General features: G+C 58.0%; 16 protein-coding genes and 1 riboswitch. Of the genes, 6 read left to right on the top strand and 10 right to left on the bottom strand.

The window, feature by feature from the left end; all coding sequences use genetic code 11:
- Positions 1 to 155: 155 nt before the first annotated feature.
- Positions 156 to 411: riboswitch (cobalamin riboswitch) on the top strand.
- Positions 412 to 551: 140 nt separating this feature from the next.
- From LL947_RS07775 to LL947_RS07755, 5 genes are all read left to right on the top strand, one after another.
- Positions 552 to 2,426 carry a TonB-dependent receptor domain-containing protein gene (locus LL947_RS07775; protein ID WP_499832854.1) on the top strand — a complete coding sequence of 625 codons (1,875 nt, stop codon included), beginning with the start codon at positions 552 to 554 and terminating at the stop codon, positions 2,424 to 2,426.
- Positions 2,416 to 3,339, top strand: a complete 924-nt coding sequence (locus LL947_RS07770; protein WP_499832853.1) for a cobalamin-binding protein — start codon at positions 2,416 to 2,418, stop codon at positions 3,337 to 3,339. The genes LL947_RS07775 and LL947_RS07770 overlap by 11 nt, the downstream gene beginning before the upstream one ends.
- Positions 3,339 to 4,310, top strand: coding sequence for a FecCD family ABC transporter permease (locus LL947_RS07765; RefSeq protein WP_290822818.1), 972 nt, complete (start codon positions 3,339 to 3,341; stop codon positions 4,308 to 4,310). The genes LL947_RS07770 and LL947_RS07765 overlap by 1 nt, the downstream gene beginning before the upstream one ends.
- A complete protein-coding gene (locus LL947_RS07760; RefSeq protein WP_499832852.1) occupies positions 4,307 to 5,074 on the top strand; it encodes an ABC transporter ATP-binding protein in 768 nt (255 codons plus the stop codon). The genes LL947_RS07765 and LL947_RS07760 overlap by 4 nt, the downstream gene beginning before the upstream one ends.
- Positions 5,075 to 5,207: 133 nt before the next feature.
- On the top strand, positions 5,208 to 5,648 hold the full coding sequence (locus LL947_RS07755) for a YtoQ family protein (RefSeq protein WP_290822777.1): 441 nt from the start codon (positions 5,208 to 5,210) through the stop codon (positions 5,646 to 5,648).
- An 8-nt stretch (positions 5,649 to 5,656) separates the two neighbouring features.
- Here the strand turns inward: LL947_RS07755 and LL947_RS07750 are convergent, their stop codons facing one another.
- The 9 genes from LL947_RS07750 to ppa form a co-directional block, all read right to left on the bottom strand.
- Entirely contained in the window at positions 5,657 to 6,853 is a 1,197-nt protein-coding gene (locus LL947_RS07750) for a DEAD/DEAH box helicase (protein ID WP_499832851.1), read from the bottom strand.
- Between the two features lie 200 nt (positions 6,854 to 7,053).
- Positions 7,054 to 8,634 (bottom strand): bifunctional phosphoribosylaminoimidazolecarboxamide formyltransferase/IMP cyclohydrolase, encoded by a 1,581-nt coding sequence (purH, locus tag LL947_RS07745; protein ID WP_404413343.1) that lies wholly within the window; start codon positions 8,632 to 8,634, stop codon positions 7,054 to 7,056.
- 50 nt (positions 8,635 to 8,684) lie between these two features.
- Positions 8,685 to 9,023, bottom strand: coding sequence for a DNA-binding transcriptional regulator Fis (gene fis, locus LL947_RS07740; RefSeq protein ID WP_404413342.1), 339 nt, complete (start codon positions 9,021 to 9,023; stop codon positions 8,685 to 8,687).
- On the bottom strand, positions 9,020 to 10,057 hold the full coding sequence (dusB, locus tag LL947_RS07735; RefSeq protein ID WP_499832850.1) for a tRNA dihydrouridine synthase DusB: 1,038 nt from the start codon (positions 10,055 to 10,057) through the stop codon (positions 9,020 to 9,022). Before dusB ends, fis begins: the two co-directional genes overlap by 4 nt.
- A gap of 114 nt (positions 10,058 to 10,171) precedes the next feature.
- Complete coding sequence (gene prmA / locus LL947_RS07730) at positions 10,172 to 11,086, bottom strand: 50S ribosomal protein L11 methyltransferase (RefSeq protein WP_499832849.1); 915 nt, start codon at positions 11,084 to 11,086, stop codon at positions 10,172 to 10,174.
- A 141-nt stretch (positions 11,087 to 11,227) separates the two neighbouring features.
- Positions 11,228 to 12,568, bottom strand: a complete 1,341-nt coding sequence (gene accC, locus LL947_RS07725) for an acetyl-CoA carboxylase biotin carboxylase subunit (RefSeq protein WP_290822789.1) — start codon at positions 12,566 to 12,568, stop codon at positions 11,228 to 11,230.
- 31 nt (positions 12,569 to 12,599) lie between these two features.
- A complete protein-coding gene (gene accB, locus LL947_RS07720; RefSeq protein WP_499832848.1) occupies positions 12,600 to 13,073 on the bottom strand; it encodes an acetyl-CoA carboxylase biotin carboxyl carrier protein in 474 nt (157 codons plus the stop codon).
- A 307-nt stretch (positions 13,074 to 13,380) separates the two neighbouring features.
- Positions 13,381 to 15,288, bottom strand: coding sequence for a protein-disulfide reductase DsbD (gene dsbD / locus LL947_RS07715; protein WP_499834387.1), 1,908 nt, complete (start codon positions 15,286 to 15,288; stop codon positions 13,381 to 13,383).
- Between the two features lie 217 nt (positions 15,289 to 15,505).
- Positions 15,506 to 16,036, bottom strand: a complete 531-nt coding sequence (gene ppa, locus LL947_RS07710; protein WP_290822793.1) for an inorganic diphosphatase — start codon at positions 16,034 to 16,036, stop codon at positions 15,506 to 15,508.
- A 211-nt stretch (positions 16,037 to 16,247) separates the two neighbouring features.
- Here ppa and LL947_RS07705 point away from each other — a divergent pair, with 211 nt between their 5' ends.
- Positions 16,248 to 17,957, top strand: a complete 1,710-nt coding sequence (locus LL947_RS07705; protein ID WP_290822795.1) for a bifunctional protein-serine/threonine kinase/phosphatase — start codon at positions 16,248 to 16,250, stop codon at positions 17,955 to 17,957.
- A 73-nt stretch (positions 17,958 to 18,030) separates the two neighbouring features.
- Here LL947_RS07705 and LL947_RS07700 read toward each other — a convergent pair whose 3' ends face one another.
- Positions 18,031 to 19,290: a 6-phosphofructokinase gene (locus LL947_RS07700; protein WP_499832847.1), complete on the bottom strand. Its 1,260-nt coding sequence runs from the start codon at positions 19,288 to 19,290 to the stop codon at positions 18,031 to 18,033.
- Positions 19,291 to 19,424: the final 134 nt, after the last annotated feature.

Genomic DNA, 19,424 nt, shown 5'->3' with positions numbered 1-19,424 from the left:
TACTCATATAGTCCTTCTTATTTTACTACTATACGTATTTTTCGAGTTTTTTGTAGTTATATTACATAATATTTTTGATTAATTTTTCGTTTCCGCCACCCACGTCACGCCTGTGAAGATACCCTGATAAATTGACCCGCTCACGCCAAGTTGCTAGTTTACGCCATCGTTTGGGTGCTGGCAGTTTTCTGAACTGTCGGTGAAACGGGAAGTAGGTGAAGGGGATAATTGACCGTCATTTTTGGTTACATGCCCTTTGATTCCTACGCTGCCCCCGCAACGGTGATCGAGACAAGAGCGACCATAACGCCACTGTGCCTGCTGACAGCGCATGGGAAGGCGGTCGTTCGGAAAGTGCCATGGCGTCTTTCTCTCGTCAGCCCGGAGACCGGCCCGAATGAAGGCTTGAAAAAAGCCGTTACCTACCAGGACGCGGTGGGCGTTCCTGAAGTCGTCAAGCGCTGATATCGTCAGCGCTTGATGCTTCCTTTGTCCCATGTGTCCTGGCATTTATCAATGCCGTGCGGGTGAGCACGCAGAGCAAGGGAACCATGATGTCCTATCCTACTTCCGCCTTTGCCGGCCTGGCGTTTTTTACGCTGGCCGCCATTCCCCAGGCCGTTCAGGCTCAGTCAACAAGCAGTGCTGAGAATGCCACACTTGACCCTGTGGTTGTCACTGCAACTCTGGCGCCGCGCACTGCCAATGAGTCGCTGGCCTCTGTCAGTGTCATCGACGAAGCGGCCTTGCGTCGTCAGGATCCGATCAGTATAACCGAGGTATTTCGAGGCCAGCCAGGTGTTGATATCACCACTCAAGGCACCTACGGCAAGCAGACCAGCCTGTTCATGCGTGGCACCGGCAGTAATGCCAATGTGCTGCTGATCGACGGTATTCGTCTGCGTTCGGCCACTACCGGTGCCGCCTCGTGGGAGTTTCTCGATCCACGGATGTTTGAGAGCGCCGAGATCGTGCGTGGACCGCGTGGTAGTTTGTACGGTGCGGATGCCGTGGGTGGCGTAATACAGCTGTTTACTCCGGATAGCCAGGCGGAAGGCGTCAGCCCTCGGGTGTCCATCGGCGGTGGCAGCCACGGTAGCAAGCGCGTATCCGCATCGCTTTCCGGCCAGCAGGGCGGCACCCGCTATACCTTTGCAGGTAGCCGCTTCGACACTGACGGTGGGCCGGTACGCCGTGATGGGGAAGATAAAAGCTTTGACGCCACTAGTGGGCTGGTCAAGCTGTTGCATCGCTATGATAATGACGCTGAAGTAGGGCTTCTGGCGCTGCGTTCGCGCGGTAACAGTGAATTTGAAGGCCCGGGGCCCGCTGAAGATGATTTTGTTCAACAGGTAGCTGGCGTATACGCGGAACTTCCCGTCACGGATAGCTGGCAAAGCCGGTTGATTCTGTCAGAGGCACGTGACGAGCGCGATACCCAGGCACCTACTTATACATCCCTTTTTGAAAGTCGCACGCGTACTGCTCAGTGGTTGAATACTCTGGCGTTTGGCCTGCATGAAGTGATCATTGGCGCTGAAATGGCCGAGGATGACCTGGGCGATAGCGAGACATCAGGCCTGAACTTCAATGAAAACAGCCGCTACAATCGCGCTGCTTTTGCACAGGGGCTGCTGGATTTCCATCCGCTGACGACTCAGCTGAGCCTGCGCTACGATGATAACGAAGCCTTTGGCGATGAAGTTACCGGCAGCCTGGCATTCGGTTTTGCCTTTGATGACCAACATGTGGCGCGGGCAAGCTACGGCACGGCCTTTCGGGCGCCGACCTTTAATGAGCTGTATTTCCCGTTTGTCGGGTCGAGCAACCCAAATCTCAACGCTGAATCATCAGACACATTTGAGCTGGGTGTGCGCGGGCAGTATGAGCGTTGGTTCTGGGACGCCGCCATCTACCAGACAGAGGTGGATGAGCTGATTGCATTGGATGCCAACTTTACCCCCGTCAATGTGGACAAGGCGCGCATTCAGGGCGCGGAATTGAGCCTGGGCGCCGAGCTTGGCAGCTGGCTGTTTGCCGGTGCCTTGACCTACACTGATCCGCAAAGCCGCAGCGGTGATAATCAGGGCAAGCGCCTGCAGCGGCGCGCCAGCCAGTCAGCAAGGCTGGATGTGGATTACCAGCTTGATGAGGTGTTACTGGGCGGTTCCTGGGTCGTTCAGGATCATCGTTACAACGATGCCGCCAATCAGCAGCGCCTGCCAGGCTATGGGTTGTTGAACCTGCGCGCAGGCTGGGAGTTCGCCCCCCAGTGGTCATTGCGCCTGACCCTTGATAACGTGCTGGATAACACCTTTACCACCGCCCAAGGTCAGGAGTTGGATCCGGTGTCCTTTGCATCGACATCCTTTGACTACATCAACGCTGGCCGTGCAGGCTTCCTCAGCGTTCACTATGGTCAGTAAACGCACCATGGGTGCCTTGTGCCGTGGGTTGGCCGGTCTTTTACTGGCGGTCAGCCTGCCGGTGAGTGCCGACTCGCCCTACTGCGCGACGGATGATCTGGGTGACCCGCTTTGCCTTGACGCCCCGGCCCAGCGGATTGCGGCATTGTCGCCGGGCGCCACTGAGCTGGCCTTTGCTGCCGGGGCCGGTGAGCAGGTGGTAGCCGTGGTGGCGCACAGTGATTACCCACCAGAAGCTGAAGGCCTGCCCTCGGTGGGCGATCATCAGCGCATCGACCTGGAAGCCTTGCTCTCCCTGCAGCCGGATCTGGTGATTGGCTGGGTCTCCGGCAATCCACCGGCCCAGCTGGAAAAACTCGCCGCACTGGGCTTGCCGGTTTTCTATCTGGAACCGCAGCATTTCGACGGCATTGCCAGTGCTATCGAACGACTGGCAAGCCTCGCCGGCAGCGACGCACAGGGTTATCCGGCGGCGGAGGATTTCCGTAACCAGATGGCAGCACTAAAAGCCCGGTATGCCGACCTTGAACCCGTGTCCGTCTTCTATCAGGTCTGGGAGTCACCCCTGATGAGTGTCAATGACGAAAACTTTATCGGCCAGATTATCAGCCTGTGCGGTGGCGACAATATCATGGGGGAACAGGCCCGACAGGTGCCGCGCCTCAACGCCGAAGTGGTTATCGCAGAGGACCCGGCGGCCATTGTCACAGGGGGTAACGGCGAAAATAGCCGCAACGGGCTCGAGCATTGGCGACAATACCCTGAGCTTTCAGCCGTCGCCAATGATCATCTCTTTGTTGTGCCGTCTTCCCTGATCCAGCGGCCCACGCCGCGCCTGGCGCAAGGGGCGCGCCTGTTATGCGAACAGCTCGATAACGTCCGCCAGACCATGCTGGCAGAGCCGCCTCCGTGATGCCGCGCTTTGTGCTGCCACTGATGGTGTTAGCCCTGCTGGCCATGCTGGCGATCGGCGGTGCGCTGATAGTGGGCAGTGCCACCCTGGATATTGAGCAGGTGGCGGGCGTGTTTGTGGGCCAGGGGGAGCCGCTGGCGCATACCCTGGTGATGGAGCTGCGTCTGCCAAGGGCGCTCTCTGCCTTTGCGGTAGGCGGGCTTCTGGCAGTGGCCGGGGCCCTGATGCAGATCCTTCTGCGTAACCCCCTGGCCGACCCCTATGTACTGGGCATCTCCGGCGGTGCGGCAGTAGGGGCACTGGCGGCCATGTTGGCCGGATTAGGCGGTGTGCTTCTGTCAGGTTCCGCTTTTGGTGGTGCCTTGGTCTCCATGCTGCTGGTATTTGCTTTAGCGCGGGGCGAAGGCAGCTGGACACCTTCGCGCCTGCTGTTGACCGGCGTTGTGGTGGCCTCAGGTTGGGGCGCTGTGATCACCCTGTTGCTATCGCTCAGCCCCACCCAGGCCTTGCCTGGCATGCTGTTCTGGCTGATGGGGGATCTTTCCTACGCCCGAGCCCCCTGGATGCCATTGACGCTGCTGTTGATGGTTTGCCTGATGTTGATGCCGCTTGGCCGCCACCTGAACGTGCTGGCGCGCGGGCCCATGCAGGCCGCTGCCCTTGGGGTGGATGTCAGGTGGCTTTCCTGGGGCATCTATCTGATTGCCAGCCTGTTGACCGCGACTGCCGTCACCAGTGCCGGTACTATCGGCTTTGTGGGGCTGGTGGTGCCGCATATGCTGCGCCTTGTGCTGGGCAACGATCAACGCCTGATTCTGCCTGCCTGTGCGCTGAGCGGAGGCTTGCTGTTGGTGGTCGCGGACACCCTGGCGCGCAGCGTGATGGCCCCCGAGCAGTTGCCGGTGGGGGTAATCACGGCGCTTTTGGGCGTGCCGATGTTTCTGCTTTTGCTCAACCGGAGCCGTTCATGACGCGCCTGGAAACCGATAACCTGGTGATCAGGGTGCCGCAGCGCGCACCAGGTGTGCCGCTCTCCTTTCACCTCGAGGCCGGGCAGGTGTGGGGAGTGCTGGGGCCTAACGGGGCGGGAAAAACCACGCTATTGCACACGCTGGCGGGGCTGTTGGCACCGCGTTCAGGTCGGGTAGTGCTTGACGGTGTCTGCCTTGCGCAGCTAAAGCGTGGCCAGATTGCGCGCCGCCTGGGCATGGTCTTTCAGGAGCGCCATGATGACTTTCCGGCCACGGTCATGGAAACCGCCCTGATCGGGCGGCACCCGTTTCTTTCTGCCTGGCAGCGTGAAGGTGCCGAGGATTACCGTCTGGCGAAGGCCGCCTTGCAGCGCCTGGATGCCGCTCATCTGGCCAGGCGTCTGACCAGTACGCTGTCAGGCGGTGAGCGCCAGCGGGTAGCCATAGCCACGGTACTCACCCAGAAGCCGGATATATGGCTGGCCGACGAGCCCACCAATCATCTGGATCTGCACCACCAAAGTGCCGTGATGGCGCTGCTGGCCGAACAGGCGGCGCAGGGCGCGGCGGTGATGATGTGCCTGCATGATCTGAACCTTGCGGCCCGCTGGTGTGACCATATTCTGCTGCTGTATCCCGGCGGGGAGGCCTGCTGGGGGCCTAAAGACGAGATGTTGGTGACCTCTGCGCTGGAGCGGCTTTACCGGCAACGCCTGGCCAGCGTCGAGGTCGATGGTGCGCCCGTCTTTGTGCCTGTTAAGTAAATCTCCAACGTCTCACTCAATATGAGAATATGCTGGGAAGGGTGTCGTGAATTTATGGAATGTTTTTCCATAACGCGTGTGTGCGCTAATATAGAGCCTTTAACCACAACCTCCACAATGCGCAGGATCTACCATGAGTTTTTATGTTTACCTTTCCGGCGAGATTCACACCGACTGGCGTGAAGAGATTCAGCAGGGCGCAGAGGCCGCCGGGTTGGACGTCGTCTTCACCGCGCCGGTCACCGATCACGCCGCCAGTGATGCCGCCGGCGACCACCTGGGTATACCGGCCGATGGCTTCTGGCGTGATCACCAGTCATCCAAGGTCAACGCCATTCGCACCCGTACGCTGATCGAACAGGCGGATCTGGTGGTAGTGCGCTTTGGCGATAAATACAAGCAGTGGAATGCCGCTTTTGATGCGGGCTACTGCGCAGCCCTGGCCAAACCCTATATCACCCTGCACGGCGAAGAGATTGTTCACCCTCTGAAAGAAGTCGATGCCCAGGCCCAGGCATGGTGTACGACAACCGATCAGGTGGTGGAAACGCTGCGCTATGTTCTGAAAGCCTGAGTCAGGGTTTAACGCCTGCTTTTTTTAACGTGGTTCAGATTGGAAGCGGGCACTGCTTTTTTAACCGGAAAGCCCCCAATTTCTTTGCGCTCAAGCGTGTTTTTCAAACGCTTTTCTATCGCACACAGGTTTTTAAAGTCACTGATGTCGACAAGAGAAATAGCCTCACCTGAGGCGCCCGCACGGCCCGTTCGGCCGATCCGGTGGATATACTCTTCCGGTTGGAAGGGTAAATCGTAATTCACCACACGGCTCAATTCACCGATATCCAAGCCCCGGGCGGCTACGCCTGTAGCCACCAGGTACTTGAGTTCGCCTGTCTTGAACTGTGCCAACACCTTTTCGCGCATGGCCTGGCTTCTGCCGCCATGAATAGCATCTGCGTCGATGCCGCGCTTTTCCAGTTGGGCAACCAGCTTGGCCGCACTGTGTTTTTTCTCGACAAAAATAAGAGCCTGATCCCACGCCTGTTCGCTGATCAAGTGACTCAGCAAGGCGGATTTGGTGTCCTTGTCTACCGTGATCAGCCACTGTTTGATATTGGCCGCGGCGCGGATGTTCGGAGCAATGGCGATGTCAGCCGCCAGGTCAGTCATCCTGCTATCTGAAAACCCGTAGGCAAGGGCACGAACGTCATGGGTCATGGTAGCGGTAAACATCAGGTTCTGACGCTCTTCAGGCAGGCGCACCATGATTTTGTGGATGTCATCGACAAACCCCATGTCGACCATTCTGTCTGCTTCGTCCAACACCATGACCTGCAGTTCATCAAAGTGCAGCGCGCGCTGATGCGCCAGATCAAGCAACCTGCCCGGTGTAGCCACCAGAATGTCCACGCCCTGTATTAAGCGTTCTTTTTGCGGTTGGGTATCCACACCACCATACGCGGCCATAGAGGTTAAGCCCGTGTGTTTCGCATATTGCGCCACACTGGCTGCGACCTGAATCGCCAGCTCCCGGGTTGGCACCAGAATCAGCCCACGGATGCGTTTGCCGCGCAAGGTTTGCGCCTGACTGAATTTTTCCAGTAGCGGCAGGACAAAGGCAGCGGTTTTGCCTGTTCCGGTTTGTGCGGTGGCGATGAGGTCTTTTCCGGAAAGAATGGCAGGAATCGCCTGTTCCTGAATGGGTGTGGGCGTTTTATAACCGAGTTCATTAACCGCTTGAAGAAGAGGCGGGGATAAGCCGAGTTTTGAAAATGGCATGGGGTGCTCAGGAAGGTGGGCGTATGGTGTATCGAACGTTAACGTGACACCAGTATAACGGAAAAGCGTCGTGTGGTAGCTGAATCAACGCCAGGCGTAGGCTTGCCGGGCGTCAGTGATATTCATAGTAATTGCAGGCTCACCTCATTCAGGCAATGCTTTTACGGGTGAGCCTTAGGCAGGGGCCTTTCTGATCGGTTTTAGTGACGGAAGTGGCGCATGCCGGTGAACACCATGGCGATACCGGCTTCGTTGGCAGCGTCGATGACTTCCTGATCACGCATGGAGCCACCGGGCTGGATCACCGCAGTAATGCCGGCAGCGGCGGCGGCATCGATGCCATCCCTGAACGGGAAGAAAGCATCAGACGCCATCACCGATCCTGGCACTGAAAGGCCTTCGTCTGCCGCCTTGATGCCGGCAATCTTGGCCGAATATACCCGGCTCATCTGTCCGGCGCCCACGCCGATTGTCTGCCCCCCCTTGGCATAGACAATCGCATTGGACTTGACAAACTTGGCGACGCGCCAGGCAAAGGCCAGATCGCGGAGTTCCTGCTCGGTCGGGGTACGCGCACTGACTACGCTCAGGTCGTCACGTCCGACCATGCCATCATCCGCCTGCTGAACCAGCAGGCCACCGTTGACACGTTTGAAATCCATTGAGGCCCTTGGGCTGGCAGGCCAGTGGGCGCTGACATCCAGCAAGCGGATGTTGTGCTTTTCAGCCACGATGGCGGCAGCTTCCGGACTGATGCCGGGGGCAATCAATACCTCGACAAACTGGCGGTCGATAATGGCGCGGGCTGTCTCTGCGTCCAAGGCAACATTAAAGGCAATAATTCCCCCAAAGGCGCTGGTCGGGTCGGTGGCAAACGCCTTGTCGTAGGCATCCAGCGGGCTTTCGCCGACCGCAACCCCACAGGGGTTGGCATGCTTGACAATCACACAGGCGGTTTCATCAAAGGCCTTGACGCATTCAAAGGCGGCATCGGTGTCGGCGACATTGTTATAGGAGAGTGGTTTACCCTGGAGCATTTCGGCCGTTGCCACGCCTGGTTCACTGGCATCAGGCTCGACATAGAAGGCGGCTGCCTGGTGGGGATTTTCACCGTAGCGCATATCCTGGCGCTTGTGTAGCTGAAGGTTGAACGTGCGCGGGAACTCCTGGTCGGCGTGACCGATCTGGCGGCCGAGGAAGTCGGCAATGGCGCCGTCGTAACCTGCGGTGTGTTCAAAAGCCTTGACGGCCAGGTCAAAACGCGTTGCGGCACTGACCTCGCCATGCTGGGCGGCCAGTTCGCCCAGAATGCGAGGGTAATCATCGGCGTTGACGACGATGGTGGTGTAGGCATGGTTCTTGGCGCAGGCGCGGACCATGGTGGGGCCGCCGATGTCGATATTTTCAATCGCATCTTCCAGGGTGCAGTCCGGCTTGGCGACCGTTGCGGCAAAGGGGTAGAGGTTGACAACCACCATGTCGATCGGGGCGATATCGTTGTCGGCCATGACGGCATCATCCTGACCGCGACGCCCCAGAATACCCCCGTGAATCTTGGGGTGCAGGGTCTTGACGCGACCGTCCATGATTTCGGGAAAACCCGTGTGTTCAGAGACTTCCCTGACCGCGATCCGGTTTTCCTGCAACAGGCGGAAGGTGCCACCCGTCGACAGCAGTTCTATACCGTGTTCGCAAAGGCCGCGAGCAAAGTCAACAATACCGGTTTTGTCCGACACGCTGAGTAAAGCGCGACGCACGGGAGTTGCAGTTGTATCAGCCATTAAGGGTGCTCTTAAACAGAAATGATGGATAGAAAACAGCAAGGTCCGCTTCAGGGGGCATCGCCTTCAAGAAGACCGTAGTACTTGAGTTTTTTACGCAGCGTGCCACGATTAAGCCCCAGAACAGCGGCGGCGCGCGTCTGGTTGCCGTCGGTATACGCCAGCACGGAAGACAGTAGGGGCGCTTCCACTTCTGCCATGACCATGGCATAAAGATCGCTGGTCTCGCCGCCATCCAGATGTTCGAAATAACGCTGCATTGACGCTTCAACGGCTTCGCGCAGAGGTTGTGGAGGTGACACACTTTCCCTGGAAAGGGCCTCGCCGGTCGGCGGGCTTGAACACGAATTCGATAAAGCAGAATGGGTTGAAATAGCCGGTTCTTTCATGCGGCATGGCTTCCTTTAGCGAAGAGGCGCTCATCAGCATCATCAGCCATCGCCTTGTGGATCCATACCCGCTGTGCGCTGGGCGAGGTCAAGGCGTTAAACTGACGCTTCAGCTCACGTATCTGGTCAGCATCAAAGCGTTTATCGGTATCCAGGTACCAGCCAATATGCTTGCGGGCAATACGCGGGCCCATGGTGGCGCCGTAAAATGCGTGCAGTGATCCAAGGTGTTCGCCGAGGACATGACATCGCTCGCTGAGCCTGGGAGGGGGCAACTCACTGCCATGTTCAAGATAATGGCTGATCTGCTGGAATATCCATGGGTTCCCCTGAGCGGCACGGCCAATCATGAGCGCATCGGCCTGGGTGTGGCGGAGCACCTCACAGGCCTTATGCGGGCTGTCGATATCGCCATTGGCAAACACCGGTATGGACAGCCGGGATTTTATCTCGGCAATGGTGTCGTATTCCGCCTGACCATTATAGCGCTGCTGGCGATGTCGGCCGTGGACGGCCAGTGCCTGAATGCCGGCTGATTCGGCAAGTCTGGCGATGGTCATCGCGTTATTGCTTTCGGCACACCAGCCGGTGCGAATCTTGAGGGTCACCGGAATATCCACGGCGGCCACGACGGCGTCGAGGATCTGAGCAACCAGACGCTCATCGCGCAATAGCGCAGACCCCGCCGCTTTATTGCAGACCTTCTTGGCCGGGCAGCCCATGTTGATATCAATCACCTGGGCACCGAGATCGACATTCAGGCGGGCTGCCTGGGCCAGCATCGCTGCGTCGCCGCCGGCAATCTGGACCACTCTGGGGGAAGGCTCACCTGCATGGTTCATGCGCTGCCGAGACTTACGGGTATGCCAGAGGTTGGGGTCTGCCGTAACCATCTCGCCGACCACCCAGCCGGCTCCCAAGCGGCGGCAGAGCTGCCGGAAAGGCTGGTCGGTAACGCCCGCCATGGGGGCCAGGATAACCTGATTGGGTAGCTTGTAGTTGCCAATGGTCGGCAGTGATGAGGTTTGAGGCATAGCATTCAGCTCATGGGTTAACCGATACGCGGCACATAGGGGGTCGTATGATACGCTGACTCGCTCCATGGGTGAAGGCCACTGACAACACAATAGGTCTGACAGGCGGTTCGCTCAGTCTGTCGGCCGGTATCCTGTCAGCCTGACCCAGCCCTCTCGCAGTGTGGGTTCATCCATCCGCAAGCCCTGAGCCTGATAGGCGTCGCGAACCTCCTCAGCCTGGTTGGCAAGAATGCCGGAGAGGGCGATGCGTCCACCAGCTGCCACATGGCCGGCAATCATGGCTGCCAGCTCGACCAGCGGGCCAGCCAGGATATTGGCCGTTACCAGAGGGTAGTTGCCCGCGGGCAGTTGCTCCGGGTAGTAAAGCGCCAGCTGCGACTCTTCTATGGCGTTGCGTTGGGCATTATCACGGCTGGCCTGCAAAGCCTGGGGGTCAATGTCAGTGGCGTCAGCGTGGATAGCGCCCAGTTTCAGGGCGGCTATGGCCAGAATGCCTGAACCACAGCCCACATCCAGCACCCTTGCCTGGGTCAGTTCACCTTGCACCGCCAAGCCATCAAGCCATTCAAGACACAGGGCGGTGGTAGGGTGGGTGCCGGTACCAAATGCCAGGCCCGGGTCAAGAATCAGATTGACCGCATCCTGTGCGGGGGGCGCATGCCAGCTGGGAACAATCCACAGGCGCTTGCCCATCTGCAGTGGCTTGAAGTCTTCCATCCACTCGCGTTCCCAATCGCGGTCGGCGAGCAGTTCATAGTCGATCGTCGGGCAGGGATCTTCCGGATAGTGCGCCGCCCAGGCGGCCTGCAAGCGTTCTAGCATGGCCTCAATATCTTCAAGATCATCATAGAGGCCGGTCAGAACAGTATCCTGCCACAGGGGGGTTGTGCCACGTTCTGGCTCAAAGACAGGATCATCATGAGCATCCTGAAGAGCGATGGCGGTCGCGCCCTCATCCACCAGCAGGTCTTCAAGTAATTCGGCCTGTTCGGGCGCGACATGAGCGCTGAGTTGTAGCCAGGGCATTAGGATCTCCACGGCACGGGAAGGCAAAGAGGGCAGCCACTAACTGTCTTGTCAGCATGGTGGCAGCGAAAAGGCCGGCACGCTGGAAAAATTAGACGGGGCGATAGTGACCGCCCCGCTGTTCAGCGCCTGATGGGGCAATCAGGAACTGAGTTTCTTTTCCAGATAATGAATATTGACACCCCCCTGGCGGAAATAACTGTCGCGGACCAGATCCTTCTGGAGGTCAATATTGGTTTTGATACCTTCCACCAGCAGTTCATCAAGGGCATTGCGCATGCGCGTCAAGGCAATATCACGGTCCGCGCCCCAGGTGATCAGTTTGCCAATCAGCGAATCGTAGTGGGGCGGTACCGTATAGCCCGTATACAGATGAGAATCCATACGCACGCCCAGGCCACCCGGTGAGTGGTAGAGAGATACCTTGCCCGGCGACGGCATGAAAGTGCGTGAATCTTCAGCGTTGATCCGGCACTCAAAGGCATGGCCGTTGACCGTGACATCCTCCTGGGTGATCGAGAGCGGGTGTCCGGAAGCAATCAGCAGCTGCTCCTTGACAATATCCACGCCGGTAACCATCTCGGTCACGGGATGTTCAACCTGAACGCGGGTATTCATCTCGATAAAGAAGAATTCGCCATCTTCATACAGGAATTCAAAGGTGCCTGCACCGCGATAGTTGATGGTCAGGCAAGCCTGACGGCAGGCTTCCAGCACCCTGGCGCGGGATTCCGGGTCAATGCCGGGGGCTGGCGCTTCTTCGAGTACTTTCTGATGACGACGCTGCAGGGAGCAATCGCGATCATACAGGTGGATGGCATGACCCTGGCCATCGGCGAGTACCTGAACTTCTACGTGACGAGGTTTCTCAAGGAATTTTTCCATGTACACCGTGCCATCGCCAAACGAGGAGTGTGCCTCGGTTCGGGTGACGTTGATGGCGGAAAGCAGGTGGGCTTCGGTGTGCACAACGCGCATTCCGCGCCCGCCGCCACCGGCAGCGGCCTTGATGATCACCGGGTAACCAATGCGTCTGGCAGTGGCCAGCAGCGTGTCTTCATCATCACCGAGCGGGCCGTCCGAGCCGGGCACGGTAGGCACCCCGGCTTTTTTCATCGCTTCGATGGCACAGACCTTGTCGCCCATCAGGCGGATGGTCTCGGCACGAGGGCCAATGAAGGTAAAGCCTGAGCGCTCAACCTGTTCCGCAAAATTGGCGTTTTCAGAGAGAAAACCATAACCCGGGTGAATGGCGCTGCAGTCGGTGACTTCTGCCGCGCTGATCAGGGCGGGAATATTGAGATAGGATTGTGCAGAGGAGGCAGGGCCTATGCAGACTGCTTCGTCTGCCAGGCGCACATGCATCAATTCGCGGTCAGCCTTTGAATGCACTGCCACGGTCTTGATGCCCAGTTCCTTGCAAGCGCGCAGAATACGCAGGGCAATTTCGCCGCGATTGGCGATGAGTACCTTGTCCAGCATGGGAAAGTCCACCCGTGTCAGAAAGAGGAGATCAAGCGATGGAAAGCATGGGCTGATCAAACTCAACCGGCTCACCGTCCTCGACGAGAATGGCCTCGATGACACCATCGCGATCGGCTTCGATCTGGTTCATCATCTTCATGGCTTCAACGATACAGATGGTGTCGCCTTTCTTGACGCTGTCGCCGATTTCAACGAACGATTTGGATCCCGGCGCCGGACTGCGGTAGAAAGTGCCTACCATGGGCGAGTTGACAGTGACACCGCGGTAGGCAGATTCGGCGCTTGCCTCTGGCTCTGCTTCGGCCGGACCCGGCGCAGCAGCGGCTGGCGCCGGGGCCTGTGGGGCCTGAGGCACGTTTTGAGGCGCCGGATAGGAAGCCATGGGGATGCCGTTGGGATGTCGGCTGATACGGACCGACTCTTCACCTTCCTGAATCTCGATCTCGCTGATGTCGGATTCTTCCAATAGCTCGATCAGTTTCTTGACTTTACGGATATCCATTGACTTGTCCTGCACTCGAAATATGAAAATATGGCCTTGCTCAATCTGATGGCAGACGTGTAACACGGCGCTTGGAAACAGCCTGGCTAGGCGTAGTAAACCGGAATCAAAAAAAGCCATAAACCGACACGTTGATGAATCTTGCTCGAGAGTCCGTCAATTTATGCGGCAGGTTTTGATCTTGATGACCGCGAAGTTTGCCGAAAAACGACGCCATTGTCCAGCGAGCCCGCTGGGGTCAGTATGGGCCGGTTTATTGATCCTGCCGCCAGATTTCCTTGATGACAGGCGATGACTGTCAGGTTCCTCAACCTGCCAGCCAGCGATTCAGTTCCCCCAGGTGACGCGACAGCTGAGAGGCATTGACCTCACCCTGTATGCGTGCATCGACGACTTCTTCCCCCTGGTCAAAAAACAGCAGGCTGGGCGGGCCGAACAGCCCAAAGTGTTCAAGCAGTTCCCGGCTGCGTTCATCCGTCCGGGTCACATCCGCCTTGATCAGTATATAGTCGTCAAGCGCCGAGGCCACCTCGGGCGTTGGGTAAACCTCGCGTTCCAGCTGTTTGCAGGAGATGCACCAGTCAGCCGTGAAGTGAACAAACACGGGCTGGTTCCGGGTGCCCGCCTGGTTGATGGCGTTTTCGAGAGCAGCCAGGCTGTCGACGTTCTGAAAGGCTAAAGTGGCCTGCTCAGTGCTGGCTGAAGAAGGACTGGAAGACACTTGCAATGGCCGCAGCGGGTTGCTGCCTCCCTGGGCGGCACCCAACACCAGGGCAATACCCCAGGCAAGCAGCAGGATGCCCAATGCCTGGCGTGCACGACCCCAGCCCTGCGGCTGATTAAGGTTGAGTGCCCCGAGTGCCAGCGCCGAACCAACAGCCAGGGCAGCCCACAGCAACAGCGCCAGTGCTGCGGGTACCAGGCGCTCAACCATCCAGATGGCAACGCCGAGCAGGAGCAGACCAAAGGCAATCTTGACCCCCTCCATCCAGCCGCCTGATCGCGGCAACAGGGTGGTGCCGAAGGTGCCTACCAGTAAAAGCGGCAGCCCCATGCCCATGCCCAGGGCAAAAAGCACTGCACCCCCTAGCCAGGCATCTCCAGTGGAGGAAATGAACACCATGGCACCTGCCAGGGGGGCGGTAACGCAGGGGGAAACCACCAGAACCGATAATGCGCCTGCCACTGCCAGCCCCAGAGGACCGCTACGTTGGGCTCTTGTCTGCCAGCGGTCAATACGGTTGGCAAGACGGGGAGACAGCTGGAGGTTGAAGGCGCCAAACATGGCCAGAGCAAAGAGGGTGAAAAGAATGGCAAACACAATCAACACCGGCGCTGATTGCAGGTGTGCCTGAAGGTTGAGGCCGGCGCCAAACAGCCCCATCAGCACACCAACCAGCGCATAGGTCAAGGCCATGCCGAGCACATAGCTGGCGGAAAGCACAAAGGCGCGCGGCCTGGTCGGGTTCTGCCCGACCACGATGGATGACAGGATCGGGATCATGGGGAGCACGCAAGGCGTGAAGGTCAGCCCCAGGCCAGCGATAAAGAACAGCCCCAGTGCCAGGGGAAGGCTGGCTTCGCTGAGCAGGGTGGTAAAGCGGCGATCGTCACTGGGCGCGCCGCTAAAGTTGCTTTCTCCTCCCGTGCTCTCGTTGGCTGTTGCCTGGTTGGCAGCGCTGTTGCTGGCCTGGCCGGAAGCGTTTTCCTGCATAGACCCCTGGGAAGGCTGCCAATCAGCAAATGCCGCAGGCGCCTGGGCCTGAACTGCCTCCACAGAGACTGTTTCCGGCGGGTAGCAAAGTCCGGCATCGGCACAGCCCTGGTAGGTCAGGCTGATAGGTAAGGGGCCACCATGAGGGGCTGCAATGGGCACCTCAAACACCAACTGGTCGCGAAATACATAGACATCGCCAAGAAATTCGTCGGTGATAAACTGCCCTTCGGGCAGCTGTGGAGCCTCTAGAGTCGTGTTCTTGTCGGTGCTTTGCACATCAAACTGATGACGATAGAGATAGTAATCCGGGGTGATTTCCATCCCGATATATAGCGTATCGCCATCATGCCAGGCGCTGGGTTGGAAGGCTTCCTGAACCGGCAGAAACTCGCCTTGCTCGTTGGAGGAAAACCATTGGGCCTGAGTGGCCTGGGGCCATAAGCCAAGGGTCAGCACTGTCAGGAGCAGAGCTGCTGTAAGGCGTGATAAATGACGGATGAGTGGCACGGAATGTCCTTGAATCATGGCAATCGATGTCGCTTAGACAGCTTACCCTGGCAAAACTCCCCGCGTAAGGTCGTGCGCTTTCATGCCGCGGGGTTTAATCGCCGGTTAATTCGGGATGCAATGCAAACGGGCCGCCTTTTGGCGACCCGTTGGAACAGGATGTCTGCTCAGGCTGACTCAGGCAATCCTGAAAGTCAGCCAGGCGGGCTCAGGCTTTCTGATGAGCCGCTAACGCCTTTTCAATGGCCTTGCGCGCGGCATCGGCGCCTTCCCAGGATTCTACCTTGACCCATTTGCCCTTCTCGAGGTCCTTGTAGTTCTCAAAGAAGTGCGCAATCTGCTGGCGCAGCAGTTCGGGCAGGTCAGTCACTTCCTGCACATCATCATACAGGGAGGAGAGCTTGGCGTGGGGAACACAGACCAGCTTGGCATCTTCACCCGCTTCATCGGTCATGTTGAGAACACCCACTGGGCGAGCGCGGATAATGCTGCCTGGCGCTACCGGGTATGGCGTCACTACCAGAGCGTCAATGGGGTCGCCGTCGTCAGCCAGCGTATGCGGAATAAACCCGTAGTTGGCTGGATAAAACATCGGAGTAGCCATGAAACGATCAACCATCAAGGCGCCCATGTCCTTGTCGATTTCGTATTTGACAGGTGCGTGGTTGGCCGGAATTTCAATTGCCACGTAAACGTCGTTGGGCAGGTCCTTACCGGCGGGGATGTTATCAAAGTTCATCTTGGTTTCCTTGGTGGTACTGAATCGCGCGGGATTATAACGTCTATAAGACTTAATGGGGGGAATTATACGAACATGGGCACGCAATTACCAATGCGACCTAGGTTTCTTACACCTAGGTCGGTGGCCCGGGTTTAGGTCTATAAAGAGCATCGGTGTATCATGCGCTGATGTAAATGATGATTCAGCTCAGCCAATCAAGGAGGCGCACTTGGCCAAAGCCCAACTGCTGATAAGTTATGGACAAGCCTTTGTAGCGCCAGACCGACGAGAGCATCGCAGCTCCATGTCAGTGCGCATTCCTGAAGCGCCCACGCTTCAGGCCAAGGGCGGCTGCGCGATCATCAGCGATTCAGTGGCGCGTAACAGCCTTGCCAAACAGGCGGGGGACCTGAGCGTACGTGGTTTTCTGGCTGACTACTTTTCAACGCCTGACCATTGGGATCTCAAGGTATCGGCTACCCGAGTGCTGAGAGCCTTGAACAGCTGGTGTTACAGCCAGAGCCAGCATGTACGTAACGGCAGTTTTGTATCCTCATTATCGGCGCTGATACTGCGACACCGGGAAGGGCATCTCTTCCATATGGGCGATACCCTGGTCTTTCGCCTGCGCGGCGCCGAGTTTGAACAGCTTTCCCGTGATCATGTGACGGACCTGGGCGGTTACCGCTACCCCTCGCGAGCACTCGGCCTGGATGGCAGCCTGGATATTGACTATACCCCGCTGGCGCTGAAACAGGGCGATCTCTTTCTGTTCACCACCCAGGCCGTTGGCGGTACTCTGCTACCGTCCGATTATGTTCGCCTGATCCGACAGGATGCCAGTGACCTGGATGCTGCCTGTGAACGCCTGGCCGATGAAGCCAAGGCCCGCGCCCAGGAGCGCGGCTATGGTGGAGAGCAATTCTGCTTCCAGCTGGTGCGCATTGATGAATTGCCGGATGAGGTCAATGACCATCCCGGGCGTGTCTATGGTGACTTACCCATTCCCCCTGAACTTTCACCCGGCGAGCGCTTTGACGGTTTTGAGATACTCAGCGTGCTTTCCCGAACGGCGCAATCACGGGTTTACCATGTACGTGATGTACATAGCCAGCGCGAAATGGTGATGAAGGCGCCAAGTCCGGAATTATCCTTGCGCAACGCCTATCTGGAGCATTTTCTGCTTCAGCAGTGGGTGGTGGAACGGGTCAATTCGCCCTATGTCGTCAAGGTGATGGAGCCTTCTCGGCCTCGCCGCTACCTGTATTACCTGATGGCCTATGTGGCCGGCGAGACGCTTCATTCCTGGGCAGAACGTCATCCCCAGGCAAGCCTGAACCAGCGGCTTGAAATTGCCAACCAGCTGGGCAAGGCCGTGCAGGCGCTGCACAATCGTGACGTACTCCATCAGCAGATCAATCCGGAAAACATTCTCATAGACCCCCACGGCAAACTTGTGCTGGCAGATTTCAGCGCCTGCCATGTGCGTGAGGCGGACGGTCATCGTCATTCCGGTGAGCTGCTCGCGCAAGTGGGTTATAGCCAGCATACCGCACCTGAATATGCGCTGGGCGACAGCGTCGGACGACGCAGTGATCAATATTCGCTGGCATCAACCACCTACTGGTTGCTGACCGGCCAGCTGCCTTACCAGTTAACGCCGGATAAGCTGCGTAGCCATACGGATCTGGAAGGGCTTGCCTATCGGAGTGCCCGAGGAACCAATCCGGAAGTATCGACAGATCTTGACGATGCATTGCGTCGCGCCCTTGATCCACAGCGGGCCCTGCGTTTTCGCCGCATGTCTGAATTCCTGCGTGCCTTGCGTGTACCGCTGGGGCGTGCGCGAAAGGAAAGCCGCCAGGATTCTCGGCGTTTCTGGCAAGGCGTGGCAGGCATCCTGCTTCTCTTGCTGGTGCTTTCCTGGCTGTTGCGCTAATGAGACACGGCGTTTATCCAGAAGGCCGGGCGCCAGGCCCGGCCTTCTTATGACAGATACTGACGCTGATAGTCTAGAGCGTAAACACCGGCAGGCGTTTCCCGGCTTTGGCCAGCTTTAGGTTGGCTACCTTGGGCAAGCCGTTTTCAAACGGCGGGAAATCCTCACCCTGTATCAGCGGTGAAAGGTATTTGCGGCACACATCGGTGATTGCAAAACCATCATCACTGATGAAGTCACGCGGCATGAATTTTTCCTGATTGGCAATATCTTTCAACGGCGCTGAAATCACATCCCACTGGTAGGGCGTATCGGCAACCCGACGAATCGCCGGCATCATGGCGTTTTTACCCGCGAGAGCCAGGGTGACCGCTTCGCGGCCCACCGCATAGGCCTGTTCAACGTCGGTTTTTGAAGCCAGGTGGCGAGCTGCGCGTTGAAGGTAATCCGCTACTGCCCAGTGGTATTTATAGCCCAGATCCTGCTTGACCATGCCGGCCAGGGTAGGTGCCACGCCGCCCAGCTGGCGGTGACCAAAAGCGTCTGTGTTGCCTGCATCGGCCAGGAAGGTGCCATCTTCATAGCGTGCCCCTTCTGAAACGACAATCACGCAGTAGCCATAATCCTTGACGCATTTATCCACCCGGGCCATCACGGCGGCACGATCAAAGGCAATTTCCGGGAAGATGATCAGGTGAGGTGGTTCGCCTTCACTCTCACCGGCCAGGCCACCTGCAGCGGCGATCCAGCCTGCGTGGCGACCCATGACCTCAAGCACGAACACCTTGGTGGACGTGGCGCACATGGAGGCGATATCCAGTGAGGCTTCCAGCGTCGAGGTGGCAATGTACTTGGCGACGCTGCCAAACCCCGGACTGTTATCGGTAATCGGCAGGTCATTATCGACGGTCTTGGGCACATGGATGGCCGTCAACGGATAGCCAAGCTTTTCGGAAAGCTGGGATACCTTCAGGCAGGTATCCGCGCTGTCGCCGCCACCGTTATAGAAAAAATAGCGAATATCATGGGCCTTGAACACTTCGATCAGCCGCTCGTACTGGGTACGGTGGGTTTCGATATCCTTGAGCTTGTAACGGCAGGAGCCAAACGCACCGCCCGGGGTATGACGCAAGGCCGTCACGGCCTCTTCACTTTCCTGCGTGACATCAATCAGGTCTTCGGTGAGGGCACCGATGATACCGTTGTGGCCGGCATAGATCCTGTTGATCTGTTCGGGAGCTTCACGGCAGGCTTCAATGACGCCGCAGGCGCTGGCGTTGATGACGGCGGTGACGCCTCCGGATTGGGCATAAAAGGCATTGTGCTGGGCCATGGAAACGCTTTCTCTCCTGAAAGGGGGCTGTGACTGAACTGCTTCATGCATACGAATGGCAAGGAAAACACAGGGGTTCCTCGACATCTGCTGTCAGTGGTCGACGAAGTTTAGCGTAAAGGGCCCGGGCCTGC

This window comes from Halomonas sp. BLK-85, from assembly GCF_044792155.1.
In the GTDB taxonomy this organism is placed as follows: domain Bacteria; phylum Pseudomonadota; class Gammaproteobacteria; order Pseudomonadales; family Halomonadaceae; genus Vreelandella.
This window is presented reverse-complemented; position numbering and strand designations above follow the sequence as displayed.

Coding starts and splice junctions, on each gene's coding strand:
- LL947_RS07775 (WP_499832854.1), top strand. CDS start 552: ATGATGTCCTATCCTACTTCCGCCTTTGCCGGCCTGGCGTTTTTTACG.
- LL947_RS07770 (WP_499832853.1), top strand. CDS start 2,416: ATGGTCAGTAAACGCACCATGGGTGCCTTGTGCCGTGGGTTGGCCGGT.
- LL947_RS07765 (WP_290822818.1), top strand. CDS start 3,339: ATGCCGCGCTTTGTGCTGCCACTGATGGTGTTAGCCCTGCTGGCCATG.
- LL947_RS07760 (WP_499832852.1), top strand. CDS start 4,307: ATGACGCGCCTGGAAACCGATAACCTGGTGATCAGGGTGCCGCAGCGC.
- LL947_RS07755 (WP_290822777.1), top strand. CDS start 5,208: ATGAGTTTTTATGTTTACCTTTCCGGCGAGATTCACACCGACTGGCGT.
- LL947_RS07750 (WP_499832851.1), bottom strand. CDS start 6,853: ATGCCATTTTCAAAACTCGGCTTATCCCCGCCTCTTCTTCAAGCGGTT.
- purH (WP_404413343.1), bottom strand. CDS start 8,634: ATGGCTGATACAACTGCAACTCCCGTGCGTCGCGCTTTACTCAGCGTG.
- fis (WP_404413342.1), bottom strand. CDS start 9,023: ATGAAAGAACCGGCTATTTCAACCCATTCTGCTTTATCGAATTCGTGT.
- dusB (WP_499832850.1), bottom strand. CDS start 10,057: ATGCCTCAAACCTCATCACTGCCGACCATTGGCAACTACAAGCTACCC.
- prmA (WP_499832849.1), bottom strand. CDS start 11,086: ATGCCCTGGCTACAACTCAGCGCTCATGTCGCGCCCGAACAGGCCGAA.
- accC (WP_290822789.1), bottom strand. CDS start 12,568: ATGCTGGACAAGGTACTCATCGCCAATCGCGGCGAAATTGCCCTGCGT.
- accB (WP_499832848.1), bottom strand. CDS start 13,073: ATGGATATCCGTAAAGTCAAGAAACTGATCGAGCTATTGGAAGAATCC.
- ppa (WP_290822793.1), bottom strand. CDS start 16,036: ATGAACTTTGATAACATCCCCGCCGGTAAGGACCTGCCCAACGACGTT.
- LL947_RS07700 (WP_499832847.1), bottom strand. CDS start 19,290: ATGGCCCAGCACAATGCCTTTTATGCCCAATCCGGAGGCGTCACCGCC.